At 60.0% G+C, this 19,073-nt stretch carries 17 protein-coding genes; 12 read left to right on the forward strand and 5 right to left on the reverse strand.

Annotation, left to right across the window (positions count from 1 at the left end; translation table 11 throughout):
* Positions 1-8 precede the first annotated feature (8 nt).
* Complete coding sequence (locus tag ASD60_RS13300) at positions 9-902, forward strand: DMT family transporter (protein ID WP_056854445.1); 894 nt, start codon at positions 9-11, stop codon at positions 900-902.
* Positions 903-1,029: 127 nt separating this feature from the next.
* On the opposite strand, the gene ASD60_RS13305 is transcribed toward ASD60_RS13300, so the two are convergent.
* Entirely contained in the window at positions 1,030-2,655 is a 1,626-nt protein-coding gene (locus ASD60_RS13305; RefSeq protein WP_056854446.1) for an NADP-dependent glyceraldehyde-3-phosphate dehydrogenase, read from the reverse strand.
* A 255-nt stretch (positions 2,656-2,910) separates the two neighbouring features.
* Here ASD60_RS13305 and ASD60_RS13310 point away from each other — a divergent pair, with 255 nt between their 5' ends.
* The 9 genes from ASD60_RS13310 (at position 2,911) to ASD60_RS13350 (ending at position 11,368) form a co-directional block, all read left to right on the forward strand.
* Entirely contained in the window at positions 2,911-3,798 is an 888-nt protein-coding gene (locus ASD60_RS13310; protein ID WP_056854447.1) for a Dyp-type peroxidase, read from the forward strand.
* 153 nt (positions 3,799-3,951) lie between these two features.
* The gene (locus tag ASD60_RS13315; RefSeq protein ID WP_056854448.1) at positions 3,952-4,719 is read left to right on the forward strand and encodes a GntR family transcriptional regulator; all 768 of its coding nucleotides are present in this window, start codon (positions 3,952-3,954) and stop codon (positions 4,717-4,719) included.
* Positions 4,716-6,446 carry a fumarate reductase/succinate dehydrogenase flavoprotein subunit gene (locus tag ASD60_RS13320; protein ID WP_056854449.1) on the forward strand — a complete coding sequence of 577 codons (1,731 nt, stop codon included), beginning with the start codon at positions 4,716-4,718 and terminating at the stop codon, positions 6,444-6,446. The genes ASD60_RS13315 and ASD60_RS13320 overlap by 4 nt, the downstream gene beginning before the upstream one ends.
* 27 nt (positions 6,447-6,473) lie before the next feature.
* Positions 6,474-6,719, forward strand: a complete 246-nt coding sequence (locus tag ASD60_RS13325) for a 4Fe-4S dicluster domain-containing protein (RefSeq protein WP_056854450.1) — start codon at positions 6,474-6,476, stop codon at positions 6,717-6,719.
* 227 nt (positions 6,720-6,946) lie between these two features.
* Positions 6,947-8,353 (forward strand): ABC transporter substrate-binding protein, encoded by a 1,407-nt coding sequence (locus ASD60_RS13330; protein ID WP_162250576.1) that lies wholly within the window; start codon positions 6,947-6,949, stop codon positions 8,351-8,353.
* A gap of 135 nt (positions 8,354-8,488) precedes the next feature.
* Positions 8,489-9,274, forward strand: a complete 786-nt coding sequence (locus ASD60_RS13335; protein ID WP_056854451.1) for an ABC transporter permease — start codon at positions 8,489-8,491, stop codon at positions 9,272-9,274.
* Entirely contained in the window at positions 9,271-10,119 is an 849-nt protein-coding gene (locus tag ASD60_RS13340) for an ABC transporter ATP-binding protein (protein ID WP_056854452.1), read from the forward strand. The genes ASD60_RS13335 and ASD60_RS13340 overlap by 4 nt, the downstream gene beginning before the upstream one ends.
* A complete protein-coding gene (locus ASD60_RS13345; RefSeq protein ID WP_056854453.1) occupies positions 10,116-11,078 on the forward strand; it encodes a HEAT repeat domain-containing protein in 963 nt (320 codons plus the stop codon). Before ASD60_RS13340 ends, ASD60_RS13345 begins: the two co-directional genes overlap by 4 nt.
* Positions 11,075-11,368 carry a DUF971 domain-containing protein gene (locus ASD60_RS13350; RefSeq protein WP_056854454.1) on the forward strand — a complete coding sequence of 98 codons (294 nt, stop codon included), beginning with the start codon at positions 11,075-11,077 and terminating at the stop codon, positions 11,366-11,368. Before ASD60_RS13345 ends, ASD60_RS13350 begins: the two co-directional genes overlap by 4 nt.
* Before the next feature lie 24 nt (positions 11,369-11,392).
* Here the strand turns inward: ASD60_RS13350 and ASD60_RS13355 are convergent, their stop codons facing one another.
* From ASD60_RS13355 to ASD60_RS13365, 3 genes are all read right to left on the reverse strand, one after another.
* Positions 11,393-12,361 carry a 2-hydroxyacid dehydrogenase gene (locus ASD60_RS13355; protein ID WP_056854455.1) on the reverse strand — a complete coding sequence of 323 codons (969 nt, stop codon included), beginning with the start codon at positions 12,359-12,361 and terminating at the stop codon, positions 11,393-11,395.
* A gap of 155 nt (positions 12,362-12,516) precedes the next feature.
* A complete protein-coding gene (locus ASD60_RS13360; RefSeq protein ID WP_056854456.1) occupies positions 12,517-13,125 on the reverse strand; it encodes a TetR/AcrR family transcriptional regulator in 609 nt (202 codons plus the stop codon).
* Positions 13,126-13,154: 29 nt separating this feature from the next.
* Positions 13,155-13,538 carry a tautomerase family protein gene (locus ASD60_RS13365; RefSeq protein WP_056854457.1) on the reverse strand — a complete coding sequence of 128 codons (384 nt, stop codon included), beginning with the start codon at positions 13,536-13,538 and terminating at the stop codon, positions 13,155-13,157.
* 379 nt (positions 13,539-13,917) lie between these two features.
* On the opposite strand from ASD60_RS13365, the gene ASD60_RS13370 reads away from it, so the two are divergent.
* Positions 13,918-15,198 carry a serine/threonine transporter gene (locus ASD60_RS13370; RefSeq protein WP_056854458.1) on the forward strand — a complete coding sequence of 427 codons (1,281 nt, stop codon included), beginning with the start codon at positions 13,918-13,920 and terminating at the stop codon, positions 15,196-15,198.
* A gap of 240 nt (positions 15,199-15,438) precedes the next feature.
* Here the strand turns inward: ASD60_RS13370 and acnB are convergent, their stop codons facing one another.
* Entirely contained in the window at positions 15,439-18,039 is a 2,601-nt protein-coding gene (gene acnB / locus ASD60_RS13375; RefSeq protein WP_056854459.1) for a bifunctional aconitate hydratase 2/2-methylisocitrate dehydratase, read from the reverse strand.
* Positions 18,040-18,496: 457 nt separating this feature from the next.
* Here acnB and ASD60_RS13380 point away from each other — a divergent pair, with 457 nt between their 5' ends.
* A complete protein-coding gene (locus tag ASD60_RS13380) occupies positions 18,497-18,967 on the forward strand; it encodes a DUF1289 domain-containing protein (protein ID WP_056854460.1) in 471 nt (156 codons plus the stop codon).
* Positions 18,968-19,073: the final 106 nt, after the last annotated feature.

A 19,073-nucleotide genomic window follows, 5' to 3' on the forward strand; every position in this document is an offset into this window, starting at 1 on the left:
GTCTAATGATGGACAACTCAATACGTCGCGGCTCATTTGAAATGACCGCTGCCATGCTCATCTCCGGCACCATTGGCTGGTTTGTGCTGGTTTCAGGGCAACCGGTACTGGATGTGGTGTTCTGGCGCTGCTTGTTCGGGGCCGGTACCTTGCTGCTGATCTGCGCGGCTTTCGGCTTCCTGCGCCCCGGCATTTTGACTCGTACCACTTTCCTGTTGGCCGTGCTCAGTGGTGTGGCGATTGTCGGCAACTGGGTGTTGTTGTTTGCCTCCTATTCCCGTGCTTCGATTGCCATCGGCACAGCGGTCTATAACGTTCAGCCGTTCATGTTGGTGGGGCTTGCGGCGATTTTTCTCAACGAGAAAATCACCTTGCAAAAGCTTGCATGGCTGGGCGTGTCGTTCCTCGGGATGTTGGCGATTGTCAGCGCCCATGGAGGGCAGGGCGAGAGTGGCAACGAATACCTGCTGGGCATTGCGTTGGCGCTGGGTGCGGCATTTCTTTACGCGATTGCCGCATTGATCATCAAACGCCTGACGGGCACGCCGCCGCATCTGATTGCCCTGATTCAAGTGAGTACCGGTGTACTGCTACTTGCGCCGTTTGCGCACTTTTCGGCCATGCCGCAGACAACGAGCGCGTGGTCCAGCCTGGTGACGTTGGGTATTGTGCACACGGGTGTGATGTACGTGCTGTTGTACGGCGCTATCCAGAAACTGCCGACCGCATTGACTGGCGCGTTGTCATTCATCTATCCGATCGCGGCGATCTTCGTCGACTGGTTTGCCTTCGGTCATCGCCTGGAGTTGCTGCAATGGGTCGGGGTTGCCGCGATTCTGCTGGCGGCTGCGGGTATGCAGCAGGGTTGGAGCCTGAAATTTCGTCGGGCCGTTACGCCGTAACGAGAGGTCAGATGTTCCAGCGCGGTGCGGTCTTCGCCAGTCGCTGGTGCACTGCGTCAAGGCGCAGCGGCTTTATGCCGATGTTGCCTTGGTGTTGCACCAGCGCTGGCAGTAAGACTCAGCCTACTTAGAAGATGTAGTCGGTGGTCAAAAAGCTCGAGCTGCGACCACTGATGATCTCGCTGATCAGGTCTTTGTTGGTCTCCTGGAATTTGGTGGCCACCAGCGTGCGGATCGAAAACACCCGCAAAGCGTCATGTACCGACAGGGTACCTTCGGCGGAGTTCTTGCGCCCGTTGAACGGGTAAGTGTCCGGGCCGCGCTGGCACTGGGCATTGAGATTGATGCGCCCGACCTGGTTGGCAAAGGTGTCTACCAAACGGCCAACGGCCACCGGGTTGGTGCCGAAGATACTCAACTGTTGGCCAAAGTCCGATTCCAGGACGTAATCGATCACGGTGTCCAGATGTCGATAGGGCACGATGGGTACGACCGGGCCGAACTGTTCTTCCTGGTAAACGCGCATCTGCGGTGTCACCGGGTACAGCACGGCGGGGTAGAAAAAAGACGCCCGGGCTGCGCCACCATTGGGGTTGACCACCTTAGCGCCTTTGTTGACGGCGTCGGCCACCAGCGAATGCAGATAGTCGACCTTGCCTGACTCCGGTAAAGGCGTCAGGGCTACACCGCTTTCCCAAGGCATGCCGGGTTTGAGGGTGGCGAGTTTGGCGTTGAATTTCTCGATAAAAGCATCGACCACATCCTCGTGGACAAACAGGATTTTCAACGCGGTGCAGCGCTGGCCGTTGAACGACAGGGAGCCGGTAACTGCTTCGTTGACCGCGTTGTCCAGGTCCACTTCCGGCAGGACGATGCCGGGGTTCTTTGCATCCAGCCCCAGTGCCGCACGCAAGCGGTGAGGTTTTGGATGGAGTTTTTTCAGGTCGCTGGCGGCTTTGTTGGTACCGATGAAGGCAAAGATGTCTATCTTGCCGCTGGCCATCAGCGCACTGACGGTTTCCCGACCGCTGCCATAGATCACGTTGATCACCCCGGCGGGGAAGCTGTCGCGAAAGGCTTCGAGCAACGGGCGAATCAATAGCACGCCGAGTTTCGCCGGTTTGAACACCACGGTATTACCCATGATCAGCGCCGGAATCAACGTGGTGAAGGTTTCGTTCAACGGATAGTTGTAAGGCCCCATGCACAATGCCACGCCCAGCGGGACGCGGCGGATCTGGCCGAGGGTGTCCTGTTCCAGCTCGAAGCGGCTGGAGCGGCGGTCGAGTTCCTTGAGTGCGTTGATCGTGTCGACGATGTAGTCGCAGGTGCGGTCGAACTCTTTTTCCGAGTCCTTGAGATTCTTGCCGATTTCCCACATCAGCAATTTGACCACGGCGTCGCGTTGCTCCCGCATCCGCGCAAGAAAGCCTTCAACGTGCTGGATGCGTTCGGCCACCCGCATCGTCGGCCACAGGCCCTGGCCGCGATCATAGGCACGGACGGCGGCGTCCAGAGCGGTCAAAGCGGTGTCGGCGTCCAACAGTGGCGTGCTGCCGAGGATCACTTGTTCGTCGCCATTGGCCCCGCTCAGGTACACCGGGCTGCGGACCTGGGCGAGGGCACCGGGCCAGGTTTTCAGGACACCGTCGACCAGGTATTCGCGCTGCTCGGTCGGACCGTCGAGACGGTATTTTTCCGGGATGCTGCCGGCCTCGGGAAACAGGTTGCCGAGGAGATCTGCTGTGCTCATGTCGCTACCCCGTGTGAGATGTCAGCCAATGCTGATGGCTTGCCGTTCGGAAATCGCTGCAAAGGTTATACGCCTTAATGAGCTGGTTTTTTAAGACAATCGAGCGCTAATGGGCAGAATAGAGGGGCTGGGATCGGGTTCTTGTGCCTCAAGCGTAGACCGCTTTGGCCGGATCTAGAAATGCAACTTTTGACCTCGGAGCACACAACGGCCGGTGCTGCGGTTAAACTTCGCGATCTTTATCAAGGAGTTCATATGAGTCATTACCAGCCGGGCATTCTCGCCACCCCCGTTCCACCTCACGCCCGTCATATGTTCTTCGCCCTGGAATCCGCCGCACAATTGCCGGCGGCGCTGGATAAGCTGCTGCAACTGGTGGATGGCAAATCGGCAGTGGTGGGTTTTGGTGAGTCGCTGGTCAAGGCGCTGAATGGCCACATCCAGGGCCTGCGAGCGTTTCCTGCGTTGACCGGTGTCGGTGTCGACAATCCGTCGACGCAGCAGGCGCTGTGGTGCTGGCTGCACGGTACTGACCGTGGCGAATTGCTCAATCGCAGCAACGCCTTTGAAGCCGCGCTGGCACCGGCTCTGCGTCTGGTGCAGGTGACTGAAGGCTTTCGTCACCGTGACGGCCATGACCTGACCGGCTACGAAGACGGCACGGAAAACCCTCGCGACGAGGCCGCTGCGGCTGCCGCATTGGTAAACGACGGCCCTGAAGGGACGGTGGGCGGCAGTTTCGCCGCGATCCAGCAATGGCAGCATGACCTCAAGCGTTTTCACGCAATGGCGTCCCATGAAACGGACGACATCATGGGTCGCCGCTTGAGCGATAACGAAGAGCTCGATGACGCGCCGATCTCTGCCCACGTCAAACGCACCGCTCAGGAAAGCTTCGCCCCCGAAGCGTTCGTGGTCCGTCGCTCGATGCCATGGATTGAAGATGAACGTGCTGGCCTGATGTTCCTTGCCTTCGGTTTTTCCCTCGACGCTTTCGAAGTCCAATTGCGTCGCATGAGCGGCCTGGAAGACGGCATTACTGATGGTCTGTACCGCATCAGCCGACCGATCACCGGGGGCTACTACTGGTGCCCGCCAATGCAAGACGGCCGACTGGACTTGCGTGCATTGCACATCGGCTGATCCTCGCAGGGCATGATCGACGTGGTGCGCTGGGACAGGGCGCCACAATGCCCTGCGCCAGTGCACTTCTAACCTTATGCGTAAACAGTATTTCTCAAGAGGAACGGCGACTCTCTAAGATCATGTCATAACTCGTTATAACAAGTGATCTTGATGACCGATAACGTTCTATCTCTCAGCCCTCTTTCCAACAGCAGTATTCCGCTGCACACCCAACTGCGTGACGTACTGCGCGCCCGCATTCTTGACGGTGAATACCCGCAAGACAGCCAGATGCCGTCGGAAAGCGAACTCGGCACGCTGTTCAAAGTCAGCCGAATTACCGTGCGCCAGGCCCTCGGTGATCTGCAGAAGGAAGGGTTGATCTACAAGATCCACGGCAAGGGCACCTTCGTTGCCAAGCCGAAAACCTTCCAGAACGTCAGCACTCTGCAAGGCCTGGCCGAGTCCATGACCGGTCGCGGCTACGAGGTGATCAACCGCCTGCGCAGCTTCAAGTTCATCGCCGCCGATAAATTGGTGGCTGAGCGATTGCAGGTCGCCGAAGGCGAGACCGTGGCGCAGATCAAGCGCGTTCGGCTGATCAACCGTGAGCCGATTTCGCTGGAAATCACCTACTTGTCCAAAGCCATCGGTGAGCGCCTGGAGAAGGCGGATCTGGTGACCCGCGACATTTTCCTGATCCTCGAAAACGACTGCGGCGTGGCCCTCGGGCACGCCGACCTGGCGATTGATGCGGTGCTGGCCGACAGCGACTTGACCCAGGCGCTGAACGTCGAACCTGGCTCGCCGATCATGCGCATCGAGCGCCTGACCCACGATGCCCAGGGGCGCCCTGTGGACTTTGAACACCTTTATTACCGTGGCGATGCGTTCCAGTACCGCCTGCGGATCGACCGGCAAAAAGGGGAGCAGGCATGAGTCGCAAGACCCTCGAACAGGAATACGACATCGTCGTCATCGGCGGCGGCACCGCCGGCCCCATGGCGGCGATCAAGGCCAAGGAACGCAACCGTGATCTGCGGGTGTTGTTGGTCGACAAGGCCAACGTCAAGCGTAGCGGCGCGATCAGCATGGGCATGGATGGCCTGAACAACGCGATCATTCCCGGCCACTCGACAGCGGAGCAGTACACCAAGGAAATCACCATTGCCAACGATGGCATCGTCAACCAGGCGGCGGTGTACGCCTACGCCACCCACAGCTTCGAAACCATCGAGCAACTGGACCGCTGGGGGGTGAAGTTCGAGAAAGACGAAACCGGCGACTATGCGGTGAAAAAGGTCCATCACATGGGTGCCTACGTGTTGCCGATGCCGGAAGGTCACGACATCAAGAAGGTCTTGTATCGCCAGTTGAAACGGGCGCGGGTGAGCATCACCAATCGCCTGGTGTGCACCCGGTTGCTCAAGGACGAAGAGGGCGCGGTCAACGGCGTGATGGGGTTTGATTGCCGCACCGCTGATTTTTATGTGATCAAGGCCAAGGCGGTGATCCTCGCCTGTGGTGCCGCCGGGCGCCTGGGATTGCCGTCCTCGGGCTACCTGATGGGCACCTACGAAAACCCGACCAATGCCGGCGACGGCTACTCGATGGCCTACCACGCCGGGGCTGAACTGGCGAACCTGGAGTGCTTCCAGATCAACCCGTTGATCAAGGATTACAACGGCCCGGCCTGCGCCTACGTCACCGGTCCGCTGGGGGGCTACACCGCCAACAACAAGGGCGAACGCTTTATTGAGTGTGACTACTGGAGCGGGCAGATGATGTGGGAGTTCCACCAGGAGCTCGAAAGCGGCAACGGGCCGGTGTTCCTTAAACTCGATCACTTGGCCGAGGAAACCATCCAGAACATCGAAGAGATCCTGCACAGCAACGAGCGCCCGAGTCGTGGTCAGTTCCACGCCAATCGCGGCACCGACTACCGCACGCAGATGGTCGAGATGCACATTTCCGAGATCGGCTTCTGCAGTGGGCATTCGGCGTCCGGGGTGTGGGTCAACGAAAAGGCCGAGACGTCGGTCAAGGGCTTGTACTCGGCCGGTGACATGGCCGCCGTGCCGCACAATTACATGCTCGGCGCGTTCACCTACGGCTGGTTTGCCGGCAACAACGCGGCGGATTTCGTCGCTGATCGCGAGTTCTCTGTGCTGGATGCCCGGCAGATCGAAAGCGAAAAACAACGGGTCTACGCGCCGTTGGATCGTGAGCATGGACTGCCACCGGCTCAGGTCGAGTACAAGCTGCGCCGCTTCGTCAACGATTACCTGCAGCCGCCGAAAGTGACCAAGAAGATGCAGATCGGCTTGCAACGCTTCAGCGATATCCAGCGCGACCTCGATCAGATCAAGGCCCACAACGCCCACGAACTGATGCGCGCCATGGAAGTCAGCATGATCCGCGACTGCGCGGAAATGGCTGCACGAGCTTCGCTGTTCCGCGCCGAAAGTCGCTGGGGGCTTTACCACTATCGGGTCGATCACCCGCAGCGCGACGACAGCGACTGGTTTTGCCATTGCCACTTGAAAAAGGGCGATGACGGTCGGATGACCAGTTTCAAGAAAGCCGTCGAGCCTTACATCATCCCGCTGGGCGCCGAAGAAATGCAGGCCTACGACCGGTTGCGGGTCGGTGCCGATGCGGCATGACGTGGTCCCTATAAGAGAGTTCTAAACATGGCCTATCAACCCCAGGAAATTTTCTTTCGTTCCAACGCACCGGTCACGGTCGATGAAGAGCTTTGCATCGCCCACAAAGGTTGCACCGTGTGCGTTGACGTTTGCCCGATGGACCTTCTGGCAATCAACCCGGCCACCCAAAAGGCCTACATGGCCTTCGATGAATGCTGGTACTGCATGCCCTGTGAAAAGGACTGCCCGACCGGGGCGGTGAAAGTCGACATCCCTTACTTATTGCGCTGAACAATGCGGGAGCGAGCCTGCTCGCGATGAGGCCGGCACAGCTTGCATTTGCATTGACAGAGCGAACGCCATCGCGAGCAGGCTCGCTCCCACAGTGGAACGAGTTCAGACAACCCAAAGCCATCCGGCAACCACCGGACGCCTGATCCACAACACCCCTCGTTTCCCACCACGCCCAGATCGTGGCGGAGACGAACATCCAATAAATGATTCGAGGGGAAACACTCATGATGTTGCGTGCAGCGTTGGCCGGTCTGGTACTGGCGTCATTCACCTTGTCGGCCTCGGCCGAAACCATCCGCATTGCCATTGGCACTCAGGACACCACCATCAACTGCGCCGCCGGTGGTCTGTTGATCCGCGAACTCGGCCTGCTGGACAAATACTTGCCCCACGACGGCCCATACAAGGATGCCAAATACGAGGTGCAGTGGAAGAATTTCACCAGCGGCGCGCCGCTGACCAATGAGATGGTCGCCGGCAAACTCGACTTCGGCGCGATGGCCGATTTCCCGGGCTCATTCAACGGCGTGGCGTTTGAAGCAGCGGGCAAGCACAGCCTGTTCATCAGTGTGTTGTCAGGCAGCACCAAAGGCAGTGGCAACGGCATCGTGGTGCCGAGTGCATCAGGCGTGCAGTCGTTGGCGGAGCTCAAGGGCAAGACCATTTCGGTGCCGTTCGCCTCCACCGCCCATGGCATGTTGCTGCGCGCCGTGGCCGCCCAGGGCTGGGACCCGCTCAAGGACGTGAACATCATCGCCCAGCCGCCGGAAGTCGCCGGCTCTGCGTTGCAGGCGGGCAAGATCGACGCCCATGCCGACTTCGTACCGTTCGCCGAACTGTTCCCGAGCCGCGGTTTCGCGCGCAAGATCTACGACGGTTCCCAGGCTGGAGCGCCAACGTTCCATGGCGCACTGGTCGACCAGAACTATGCGAAAAAGTACCCGGAAATTGTCGTCGCCTATCTGCGGGCGAGCATCGAGGCCAATCAGTTGCTCGCCGCGGAGCCCGAGAAATACAGCGAGCTGATCGCCAAGGTCACTGGCGTCGATGCCGAGGTGAATTACCTGTTCCACGGCCCTCTGGGCGTGCAAACCCGCGACCTGAGCTGGAAACCGGAGTACCGCCAGGCGGTGGGCACGGCCATCGATACGCTCAAATTGTTGAAGAAAGCCGATCGCGGTCTGGATCTGAACACCTTCATTGACGATCAGTACATCCGCGCCGCGTTCAAGGCTTCGAACCTGGACTACACCGCGCAACTGGCGAACTACGCGCAGGCGCCGCTCACTGCAACGGATGCGTCCACCGGCAAAGCCATCACCGACTTCAGCCACGTGGCGGAAATCTGGGTGCGCGGTGAGCCGAAAGTCCGCCAATACGCCTCGACGCAAGCGGCGTTCAGCGCATTGGCCAGCCTCAAGCAGGAAGGCAAAAACATCCGCGCGGTGTATGCCCAGGCCAGCGACAGCGGGATCAAGTTGCTGGCGGATCAGGCGTGGTTTGCCAGCGATGCCAACGGGCGCCTCAGCGCGTTCCTGCTCAAAGGCCAGGCCCAGCAATTCGCCAGCGCCCAAGGCGGCAAGGTTTTCGACTTCACCGATGCCACCGCGCAGGCTGTGGCTGTTCGCTAACCCAAAAACGCCGCAATCCCCTGTGGGAGCGGGCTTGCCCGCGATGGGGCCAGACCAGCCGATACCGATGTCGACTGACACTCTGCAATCGCTGGCAAGCCAGCTCCCACAGGTTTTCAAGTGAGAGGGAATATTGTGTACGGACCCTGTTTACGCTGGCTCCCCCGAGTCGCCTCGCTGTTGTTTTGCCTGCTTTTCTGGCAACTCGCCGCCAGCCACCACTGGAATCTCGGCCTGGTAACCTTCGCCAACGTGCCGACCCCCGGGGCGGTTGTTGAGGCGGCGCTGGGGCTGGGTGATTCCGGCAAGCTCGCTCGTCACTTGAGCAGCAGCCTCAGCCGGGTCTTCGCCGGTTACTGCGCAGCGTTGATCGTCGGCGTTGCTCTGGGGCTGTCCATCGGCCGCTCGAAATGGGCTGAGGATTTGCTCTTGCCACCGCTGGAAGTGCTGCGGCCAATCCCGGCGGTGGCGTGGATTCCGCTGGCAATCCTGATGTTTCCGTCGTCTGAACTGTCGATGGTGTTCATCACGTTCACCGGTGCCTTGTTCCCGATCCTGCTCAACACCGTGCACGGCGTGGAAGGTGTCGACCCACGGCTGATTGCCTCGGCGAAAAGCCTTGGGGCAGGGCGCCGGGCGATTTTGCTGGAGGTGATTTTGCCGGGCGCCGCGCCCAGCATCATCACCGGCCTGGCCATCGGCATGGGCACTTCATGGTTCTGCCTGGTGACCGCAGAAATGATCTCCGGCCAGTACGGCATCGGTTATTACACCTGGGAGTCCTACACCATTCAGAACTACCCCGACATCGTCGTCGGCATGTTGCTGATCGGCGTGCTCGGCATGGGCAGCAGCCTGCTGATAAAGCGCCTGGGCGGGTTGTTCACGCCTTGGCATCGACCACGAGGAAAAGCCTCATGAGCGTTTTTCAACATCCTGAAGGGCGGATCGATATACGTGACTTGTCGATCAGCCTCGGCGAGGGCAAGGCGGCCTTCGAAGCCGTGCAGAGTCTGGAGTGTCAGATCGCACCGGGTCAGTTCGTGTGCATTCTCGGGCCGTCCGGTTGCGGCAAATCGACGTTGCTCGGCGCGCTGGCAGGTCACCTGCAACCGCGGACCGGCACGCTCAACGTCGATGGTGCCAAAGTCTGCGGACCATCACCCCAGCGCGGCATGGTGTTCCAGCAGCACACCCTGTTTCCATGGCGAACAGTGCGAGACAACGTTGCTTTCGGCCTGAAAATGCGCGGCGTCGGCAAAGCGGAGCGGCAGCGGGCGGCCGATGAAATCCTCGCCTTGGTCGGCCTTGAAGGTTTCGCCGATCGCTGGCCGGATCAACTGTCTGGCGGTATGCAGCAGCGGGTGGAGATCGCTCGGGTGCTGGTCAATCGTCCGCGCCTGCTGCTGATGGACGAACCCTTCGGTGCTCTCGATGCCTTGACCCGCTTGAACATGCAGGAACTGCTGCTCGGCATCTGGACACGGATCCGCACCACGGTTGTGTTTGTCACCCACGACATTGACGAAGCGTTGTTCCTGGCTGATCGCTTGCTGGTCATGAGCACCCGTCCTGGTCGCATCATCGAAGACCTGCGCCTGGATTTCCCCCGGCCGCGTACCACCGAGCTGGTGACCAGCCCCGAATTTTCCCGCTTGAAGCGTCATTGCCTCGAACTCCTGCGTCACGAAGACGGTCGGCAGCTACCGCGCCTGAACCCTCTCGGATTGCCTCCTGAAAACAAACTGCCGCGATTTGCCTTATGACCTCACTATTTGACGTAACCGATAACGACGACATTCTCGCCCTGCAACCGCGCCTGACGGATGAAGATCCTGGCGTGCGCAGAATTGCCTTGATCGATCTGGCTGACCTCGAAGAACCGGACGGTTTGCTGTGGCTGGTCAATCGTCTGACACGGGACCCGACCGAAGAGGTTCGTGCCGAAGCCGCGCGATTGCTTGAAGCCTGGGAGGACGAGCCTGTGGTCGAAGCGTTGTGCCAGGCCCTGACCGATCCATCCCCGGCGGTGCAGGCTGCCGCCGCGCAAAGCCTCAGCCTGCTCAAGAGCGAGGCGGCGGGCCGGGTGATACTGCCGTGGACCGCGCATGCGGACATCAGCGTGCGCATCGCCGCGTTCAGGGCTTTGCGCGAATTGCGCTTTCCCGATGCCGCTGCGGCTGCTTCAGGTGCCTTGAACGATGAAGACGCCGGCGTTCGTCGCGAAGCGGTCGGCGTGCTTGGCTGGCTCAAACAGCTCGATGCCTTGACGGCCCTGGCGAAATTGGCCAGCGACGACCCGGACACCGAAGTCCGCCGCGCCGCCACGGGCGCTCTCGGCCTGGCCTGCGATGCGCAAGTGTTGCCAGCCTTGCGCCAGGCCCTGCAGGACCAGGCCTGGCAAGTGCGCGAGGAAGCCGCGACAACGCTGGGTAAGGTCGGGCACGTCGATGCAGGAGCGGCACTGGTCGAGGCCTTGAGTGACGATTACTGGCAAGTGCGGCTGCGTGCCACCCGCAGTCTCGGTCGGTTGCGTTATGCACCGGCGCTGGACGCGTTGATCGAAACCCTGGGCCATCGCATCAGCAATCTGCGCAAGGAGGCTGCACTGGCGCTGGGTGAGCTGAGTGAACGCGGTGCAATCGCCCCCTTGCTGGCTGCGCAAGACGACGGCGACCCGGAAGTGCGCAAAGCGGTGCGCATTGCCCTGAGTCAATTGCAATGAGCCCGCTGGCCGTTGCCAATTCCCGGAGCAAACAGCAACTGCATCTGAGCTGGCCCGACGGCCGCGAGCAGTGGCTGGATTACGCGCTGTTGCGCCGCCAATGCCCGTGTTCGCAATGTCGCGCGTTTCGCTTGCAGGGCACACCGCCGCTGGTCGACGCCCGTGTTCAGGTGCTCGGGTTGAACGCTCAGGGCTATGGCTTGCAACTGGTGTTCAGCGACGGCCACGAACGGGGGATCTATCCATGGCCTTACCTGGCACAACTCCCGTCGTACGCTGCGGGGGGTTGAGGATTTGCCTTCGCCAGCGGAGCCTTAGTGAGCGTGCTGGATGGCGGTCGGCAGGGGTAGCTCGATGGGCGTCAGCACCGGTTGCCCGGAGAAAAACGCCTGCAAGTTCTTGCCCACCAGCTCCACCGTACCCTGGGTCGCCTCGGGCGAGAGGCCTGCAACGTGGGGCGTGAGGATCACGTTGTTGAGATTTTTCAACGCATCCGGAACCTGAGGTTCGTTATCGAAGACATCCAGCGCGGCACCGGCGATCCGCCGCTGTTCGAGTGCGGTAATCAGGTCCGCGGTGACAATCACGCTTGCCCGGGCGATGTTGACGAGGAAGCCATTAGGCCCGAGTGCATCGAGGACTTGCCTGTTGACCAGGTGCTGGGTGCCCAGCCCGCCGGGCGCGGCGACGATCAGAAAGTCCGAGGCCCGTGCCAGTTCGCTGGGCGTCGAGCAGAATGTGTAGGGCACGTCGCTGCGATGCTGGCGGTTGTGGTAGCACACGCTCATGTCGAAGCCGGCATTGGCGCGTTTGGCGATGGCCATGCCGACGGCGCCCAGGCCGAGAATGCCCAGGCGTTTGCCAGCCAGGGAAGGGCGCATGATCTTTGGCCATTCTCCCCGGCGCACGGCAGCGTCGCAGCGCGGAACATCGCGCACCAGCGACAACAGCAAGGCCATCGCGTGATCAGCCACTGATGAGGCATTGACGCCGGCACCGTTGGTCACGGTGATGCAACGGTTGGCCGCTGCCTGCAGGTCGACATGTTCGTAGCCGGCACCGATCACACAGATGATTTTGAGCGAGGGCAGGGCGGCTATTTCGTCGGCATACAGACCGAGTGGGCCGCGGGTCAGCACTGCGTCGATCTGGCCGCCGTGTCGGGCAATGGCGGCGGCGCGTTCGGCCGGGGTCGGGGCGAGGATCAGGTGAAAGCCCTGATGTTCGAGGATGGGCAGGTAATCATTAATGGTTTCAACCAGTACCAGAACGGTTGCGGGCATGCTTGGCTCCTGTGTGCATCGCAGAATCGGGCTCGAACGACACTTGAGATTGCTGGCTGCGGAGCGATTTGGCAATGACCAAAACTGCCCGTCCGCGCAGCCGCGTTGATGAGTGTAGGACCTTGGGAAGCCTGCGAGGGTGTTGTCGTGAGATTTCACGCGGCAGGAGGCGTATCGGGCTTCGCTGCGGTCAGAAAACTGCACGTCGCTTCGAGGATTTCATCAGAAAGGGCTTCGCCACGGGTAGCGCGGGCGAGTGTCAGGGCGCCGACCATCATCGAATACTGCACCAGCGCTTGCTTGCGGTTTTCGCCGGGATCAGCCGATTCCATCAGTTGGCTGAAGGCGTCGAGCAGCCTGTTAAGGCCGTCCATGAACGGCTCGCGCAAGCCGCTTTCAGCGCTCTCATGGCAGATGTCCGCGGCGAAGGCCACCACGGGGCAGCTGTCGCCCGGGTTATCGCGGCTTTGGACGGACAGGTAGGGTTCAATCAAAGCCCGGCGCGCCGAGGCTTTGTCTTCGCCGGAGGCGGCCCGTTCCCGCCAGCGCGCTCCTACTTGTTTGAATGCCCGCTCGCTGGCCTCCCTGGCCAGTGCTTCCTTGGATTCGAAGTGCCCGTAGAACCCACCATGGGTCAGGCCGGCGGCCGCCATTACATCGACCACGCTGATGCCATGCAGGCCGCGCTCGCGAAACAGCCGTGTGGCGGCCTCGACAATGATTTCGCGGTTGAGGTCGGCTTGCTTGCGGGAAACTCGGGGCATCAGGCACTCACCATTAGCAGGTTTGAAAATCAGAGGGCGTATTGGGCAAGGCCATTGCCGAACGACCAGTTCTCTTTCTTCACTTCCACCAGATTAATGAAAACATCTTCCGGGCGCACCGCCAGTTGTGCATTGAGGCCATCGACGATGGTTTTATAGAGCAGTTTCTTCTTCTCCAGCGTTCGCCCTTCACTCAGGGTGATCTGGATGATCACCAGGTTATCGGTGCGCTGGATGCCCAGGTACTGCGGGTCGAAAATGAAATGTTGCTCATCGTGTTCGTTGAGGATCTGGAAGTTATCGTTTTCCGGCACGTCGATGGCGCTGCGCAAAGCGGCGTAGATCAACTGCCCGATACGTTTGGCGTAAGTGGGATTCTGCTGTTTTTTGATGTCGACGCGAACCAGTGGCATGGGCAGACTCCAGAAAGGATACAGGTGTATTCAAAATACATGACGATAGACCTTTATCAAGGTCGGTTCGTCGTCTGGGGGTGAAATGCAGTGGTGATACTGCGAATCAACTTGTAGGAGCCAAGCTTGCTCGCGACGGCGCAATCACATTCAACATTGATGTCAGTAGTTACATTGCCATCGCGAGCAAGCTCAGCTCCTACAGGGGGTGCGTCGACCACTCTCTTCGACTTGGCACCACCGTTCCTCACCTAAGTCTTTGCTTCTGTTCACTAATCCCGGACAATCGCGCCCCTGTTTCGGTCAGAGCGCTGCCTGTCGGGTATTCCGACGCGTTCTGGCCGGGTGGCAAGTGACCGGAATGTGGAGATCCCACCGGATGAATGATCAGGCCAATAGCGTCAACAAACGCTATGTAGAAACGACCCCCGCGACGCTGTCGAGCTGGAATCGCCAAGACACCACGTGGATGCTGGGCCTGTTTGGCACAGCGATTGGTGCAGGCACCCTGTTTTTGCCGATCAACGCAGGTCTGGGCGGCTTCTGGCCGTTGCTGATCCTGGCGCTGCTGGCGTTCCCGATGACGTTCTATGCACACCGTGGCCTGACCCGTTTCGTGCTGTCCGGTCGCGAAGGCGCCGACATCACCGAAGTGGTGGAGGAGCATTTCGGTATCAAGGCCGGCGCGTTGATCACGCTGTTGTACTTCTTCGCCATCTTCCCGATCCTGCTGATTTACAGCGTGGCGCTGACCAACACCGTGGGCAGTTTCCTTGAGCATCAATTGCACATCACGCCGCCACCGCGCGCGGTATTGTCGCTGGTGCTGATCCTCGGCCTGCTGGCGGTGGTGCGCTGCGGCGAGCAGATGATCGTCAAGGCCATGAGCCTGATGGTCTATCCGTTCATCGTTGCGCTGCTGTTTCTGGCGGTGTACCTGGTTCCGCACTGGAACGGCGGTATTCTCGCCACCGCCAGCCAAGTGCCTGCGCCATCCGCGCTGTTGCACACCTTGTGGCTGGCGATTCCGGTGATGGTGTTCTCGTTCAACCACTCGCCGATCATCTCGGCGTTCGCCGTCGACCAGAAGCGCCGTTATGGCGAACACGCCGAGGAGCGCAGTTCGCAGATCCTGTCCCGCGCCCATCTGTTGATGGTGGTGATGGTGCTGTTCTTCGTCTTCAGTTGCGTGCTGACGCTGTCGCCAGCGCAACTGGCTGAAGCCAAGGCGCAGAACCTGTCCATTCTGTCGTACCTGGCCAACCACTTCAGCAACCCGACCATCGCCTTCGCGGCGCCGTTGATTGCTTTCGTGGCCATTTCCAAGTCGTTCCTGGGCCATTACATCGGCGCCAGCGAAGGCCTCAAAGGCCTGATCGTCAAGAGTGGCAAGCGGCCGTCTGCCAAGTCCCTGGACCGCATGACCGCAGCGTTCATGCTGGTGGTGTGCTGGATCGTAGCGACGCTCAACCCGAGTATTCTCGGCATGATCGAAACCTTGGGCGGCCCGGTCATCGCGGCGATCCTGTTCCTGATGCCGATGTACGCGATCCGCAAAGTGCCGGCCATGGCGCGTTATCGCGGGCAGGCGTCCAACGTCTTCGTGACGGCGGTGGGCCTGGTGGCGATTACGGCGTTGATCTACTCCCTGACCGCCTGACACATCCTGCGTAGGAGCGAGGCTTGCCCGCGAAGAACAGTTTTTGATCGTTCCCACGCTCTGCGTGGGAAAGCCTCAAGGGACGCTCCGCGTTCCAGCTCTCGAAGGGGACGCGGGGCGTCCTGGGTTGCATTCCCACGCGGAGAGTGGGAACGATCACAGTGAAACCCCACATTTCTTCAGGCATAAAAAAACGCCGCCCATCTCACGATGGGCGGCGTTTTTCATTGCGTTACACCGTTAGGCTTGAACGACCGGGATGTTGGCGTTCGCAGCCGCTTCACGGAACTCGGCGATCTGGTCGAAGGACAGGTAGCGGTAGACATCGGCCGCCATGCTGTCGATCTTGCCAGCGTATTCCATGTACTCCTCGACGGTCGGCAGGCGACCCAGGATGGAAGCCACGGACGCCAGTTCGGCCGAAGCCAGGTAGACGTTCGCGCCGTCACCCAGACGGTTCGGGAAGTTACGGGTCGAAGTCGACACGACAGTCGAGTTCGGCTCTACACGTGCCTGGTTACCCATGCACAGCGAGCAGCCTGGCATTTCCATACGAGCGCCGGCTTTGCCGTAGATGCCGTAGTAGCCTTCTTCGGTCAGCTGGTGAGCGTCCATCTTGGTCGGCGGAGACAGCCACAGACGAGTTGGTAGCTGACCCTTGACCTGATCCAGCAGCTTGCCGGCGGCGCGGAAGTGACCGATGTTGGTCATGCACGAACCGATGAACACTTCGTCGATCTTCTCGCCAGCAACGCTGGAGAGCAAACGGGCGTCGTCCGGGTCGTTCGGCGCGCAGAGCACAGGCTCCTTGATGTCGGCCAGGTCGATTTCGATGATTTCGGCGTATTCGGCGTCAGCATCGGCTTCCATCAGCTCTGGGTTGGCGATCCAGGCTTCCATCGCTTGCGCGCGGCGTTCCAGGGTACGCACGTCACCGTAGCCTTCGCCGATCATCCAGCGCAGCAGGGTGATGTTCGACTGTAGGTACTCGGTGATCGAATCTTTGGACAGCTTGATGGTGCAACCGGCAGCCGAACGTTCGGCCGAGGCGTCGGACAGTTCGAAAGCCTGTTCGATGCTCAGGTTGTCCAGGCCTTCGATTTCCAGGATGCGGCCGGAGAAGGCGTTTTTCTTGCCCTTCTTCTCGACGGTCAACAGACCTTTCTGGATCGCGAAGTAAGGAATGGCGTGAACCAGGTCACGCAGGGTGACGCCCGGTTGCATCTTGCCTTTGAAGCGCACCAGGATCGATTCCGGCATGTCCAGCGGCATGACGCCAGTGGCAGCGGCGAACGCAACCAGACCGGAACCGGCCGGGAACGAAATGCCCATCGGGAAACGGGTGTGGGAGTCACCACCGGTACCTACGGTGTCCGGCAGCAGCATGCGGTTCAGCCACGAGTGGATGATGCCGTCGCCCGGACGCAGGGAAACACCGCCGCGGGTCATGATGAAGTCAGGCAGGGTGTGGTGGGTGGTCACGTCGATCGGCTTTGGATAAGCCGCGGTGTGGCAGAACGACTGCATTACCAGATCAGCGGAGAAGCCCAGGCACGCCAGGTCTTTCAGTTCATCACGGGTCATCGGACCGGTGGTGTCCTGGGAGCCCACGGTGGTCATCTTCGGTTCGCAGTAGGTGCCAGGACGCACACCGGCTACGCCGCACGCCTTGCCGACCATTTTCTGCGCCAGGGTGAAACCCTTGGTGCTTTCGGCCGGGGCTTCAGGCTTCTTGAACAGGTCGAACGCAGGCAGACCCAGTTCGGCACGCGCCTTCTCGGTCAGGCCACGGCCGATGATCAGCGGAATACGGCCGCCGGCGCGAACTTCGTCCAACAGCACCGGAGTCTTCATTTCGAAGGTGGTCAGGACTTCGTCGGTGCCGTGCTTGCAGACTTTGCCAGCATGCGGGTACAGGTCGATCACGTCGCCCATGTGCATGTTGGAAACGTCGAATTCGATTGGCAGTGCGCCGGCATCTTCCATGGTGTTGTAGAAGATCGGAGCGATCTTGCTGCCGAAGCAGAAACCACCGGCACGCTTGTTCGGCACGTAAGGAACGTCGTCGCCGAAGAACCACAGTACGGAGTTGGTGGCCGATTTACGCGAAGAACCGGTACCGACCACGTCACCGACGTAGGCGATAGGGAAGCCGGCATTGCGCATTTCTTCGATCTGCTTCATCGGGCCGGTGACGCCTTGTGCGTCAGGCACAATGCCGTCGCGAGCCATTTTCAGCATGGCCAGGGCGTGCAGCGGGATGTCCGGGCGGGACCAGGCGTCGGGAGCAGGGGAGAGGTCGTCGGTGTTGGTTTCGCCAGTGACCTTGAACACGCGCAGGCTGATCTTGTCGGCCAGGGTCGGGCGGTTCTTGAACCACTCGCCATCAGCCCAGGACTGCAGTACGCCTTTGGCGTGAACGTTGCCGTTCTTGGCTTTTTCCGCGACGTCGTGGAAAGCATCGAACATCAGCAGGGTGTGCTTGAGTTCTTCGGCCGCTACTGGCGCCAGTTCGGCGTCGTCCAGCAGGTTGACCAGGGTCACGATGTTGTAGCCGCCCTGCATGGTGCCGAGCAGTTCTACAGCGCGCTTCTTGTCGATCAGGGGGGATTTGGCTTCGCCCTTGGCGATGGCAGACAGGAAACCGGCCTTGACATAGGCGGCTTCGTCCACGCCAGGCGGAACGCGATTGGTGATCAGGTCAACGAGGAATGCTTCTTCGCCAGCCGGGGGATTTTTCAGCAGCTCGACCAGGCCTGCAGTTTGTTCGGCGTTAAGCGGCTGGGGAACGATACCCAGTGCTGCGCGCTCTTCGATATGTTTGCGGTAGGCTTCAAGCACAGTTATTACCCTCATCAGTGGTCCCAAATGGGTGTCCGGGACGCTCATCCCGAAATTGCCGTACTCATGCGCTGCATGGCGTTGTGAGCCACTTAGCCAGAATTACCGACAATTCCTTACAGAAGCTGCTTTCAAAGTTTTACGCCTGCAGAACGGGAGCTGATGAGGGTTGGCGTTGGGCTTTTCCCCGCTGGAAAAACCCCTCGCCAACACCGCTCTGAAGGAACGACTGTGCTCGTGACGCTTTGAAAACAGCTTCTAACGGACATTGGCGCCTAAAAAGGCAGGCTGATTCTACGGCAAAAAAAAATTAAAGGTAAGTCAGGGTTTATTGGACTTTGGTGGTGACGCCCGGCAAAGGTGCGTTGACCCTGACCCTTCAACTTTGAGGGGTGATGAATATCGGACAAAGGGCTAACATGCCGGCCTGTTTTGCTTTTTCGCGTTTTGCCTACCTATGCCCAATCAGACTATCAAGACGCCGTGCGTCGGCCTTTGCTCCACTGTCTACGGTGACCTGGTGTGCCGTGGCTGCAAGCGGTTCCACCATGAAGTGATTCACTGGAACGGTTACAACGAGGAAGAAAAGCGCGCGGTGTGGTTGCGTCTGGAGCAGCTTTTGTCCCAGGTAATGGCTGCCAAGGTGGAGATTTTCGACCCGGCGCTGCTACGAACCCAGCTGGAACAACGCAAGATCCGCTTTGTGCCCCATCAGTCGGAATACTGCTGGGCTTACCAGTTGATCGCGCGGGGCGCACGGGTCATCAACAACCTGGAAGCCTATGGCATGGTGTTGCTGCCGGAATTCCGCGACTGGAACCTGCCGGAATTGCGCGATGCAATCGACCGGGAGTTTTTCCTGCTGTCCGAGGCGCATTATCAGCGCTATATCGCCCCGGGTTTCCTCAAGGACGCGTTTGGCGGTTGAGAAAGCTTCGCGGGCAAGCCTCGCTCCTTGTATGTTGACCCTGAGTCCAAAGAGAGAGGTTACGCTCAAGGACTCATACAACAGCAAGTGCGTTTCTGGGGGGAGG

The organism is Pseudomonas sp. Root562, from assembly GCF_001427125.1.
Taxonomy (GTDB): domain Bacteria; phylum Pseudomonadota; class Gammaproteobacteria; order Pseudomonadales; family Pseudomonadaceae; genus Aquipseudomonas.

Coding starts and splice junctions, on each gene's coding strand:
- ASD60_RS13300 (WP_056854445.1), top strand. CDS start 9: ATGGACAACTCAATACGTCGCGGCTCATTTGAAATGACCGCTGCCATG.
- ASD60_RS13305 (WP_056854446.1), bottom strand. CDS start 2,655: ATGAGCACAGCAGATCTCCTCGGCAACCTGTTTCCCGAGGCCGGCAGC.
- ASD60_RS13310 (WP_056854447.1), top strand. CDS start 2,911: ATGAGTCATTACCAGCCGGGCATTCTCGCCACCCCCGTTCCACCTCAC.
- ASD60_RS13315 (WP_056854448.1), top strand. CDS start 3,952: ATGACCGATAACGTTCTATCTCTCAGCCCTCTTTCCAACAGCAGTATT.
- ASD60_RS13320 (WP_056854449.1), top strand. CDS start 4,716: ATGAGTCGCAAGACCCTCGAACAGGAATACGACATCGTCGTCATCGGC.
- ASD60_RS13325 (WP_056854450.1), top strand. CDS start 6,474: ATGGCCTATCAACCCCAGGAAATTTTCTTTCGTTCCAACGCACCGGTC.
- ASD60_RS13330 (WP_162250576.1), top strand. CDS start 6,947: ATGATGTTGCGTGCAGCGTTGGCCGGTCTGGTACTGGCGTCATTCACC.
- ASD60_RS13340 (WP_056854452.1), top strand. CDS start 9,271: ATGAGCGTTTTTCAACATCCTGAAGGGCGGATCGATATACGTGACTTG.
- ASD60_RS13345 (WP_056854453.1), top strand. CDS start 10,116: ATGACCTCACTATTTGACGTAACCGATAACGACGACATTCTCGCCCTG.
- ASD60_RS13350 (WP_056854454.1), top strand. CDS start 11,075: ATGAGCCCGCTGGCCGTTGCCAATTCCCGGAGCAAACAGCAACTGCAT.
- ASD60_RS13355 (WP_056854455.1), bottom strand. CDS start 12,361: ATGCCCGCAACCGTTCTGGTACTGGTTGAAACCATTAATGATTACCTG.
- ASD60_RS13360 (WP_056854456.1), bottom strand. CDS start 13,125: ATGCCCCGAGTTTCCCGCAAGCAAGCCGACCTCAACCGCGAAATCATT.
- ASD60_RS13365 (WP_056854457.1), bottom strand. CDS start 13,538: ATGCCACTGGTTCGCGTCGACATCAAAAAACAGCAGAATCCCACTTAC.
- ASD60_RS13370 (WP_056854458.1), top strand. CDS start 13,918: ATGAATGATCAGGCCAATAGCGTCAACAAACGCTATGTAGAAACGACC.
- ASD60_RS13380 (WP_056854460.1), top strand. CDS start 18,497: ATGCCCAATCAGACTATCAAGACGCCGTGCGTCGGCCTTTGCTCCACT.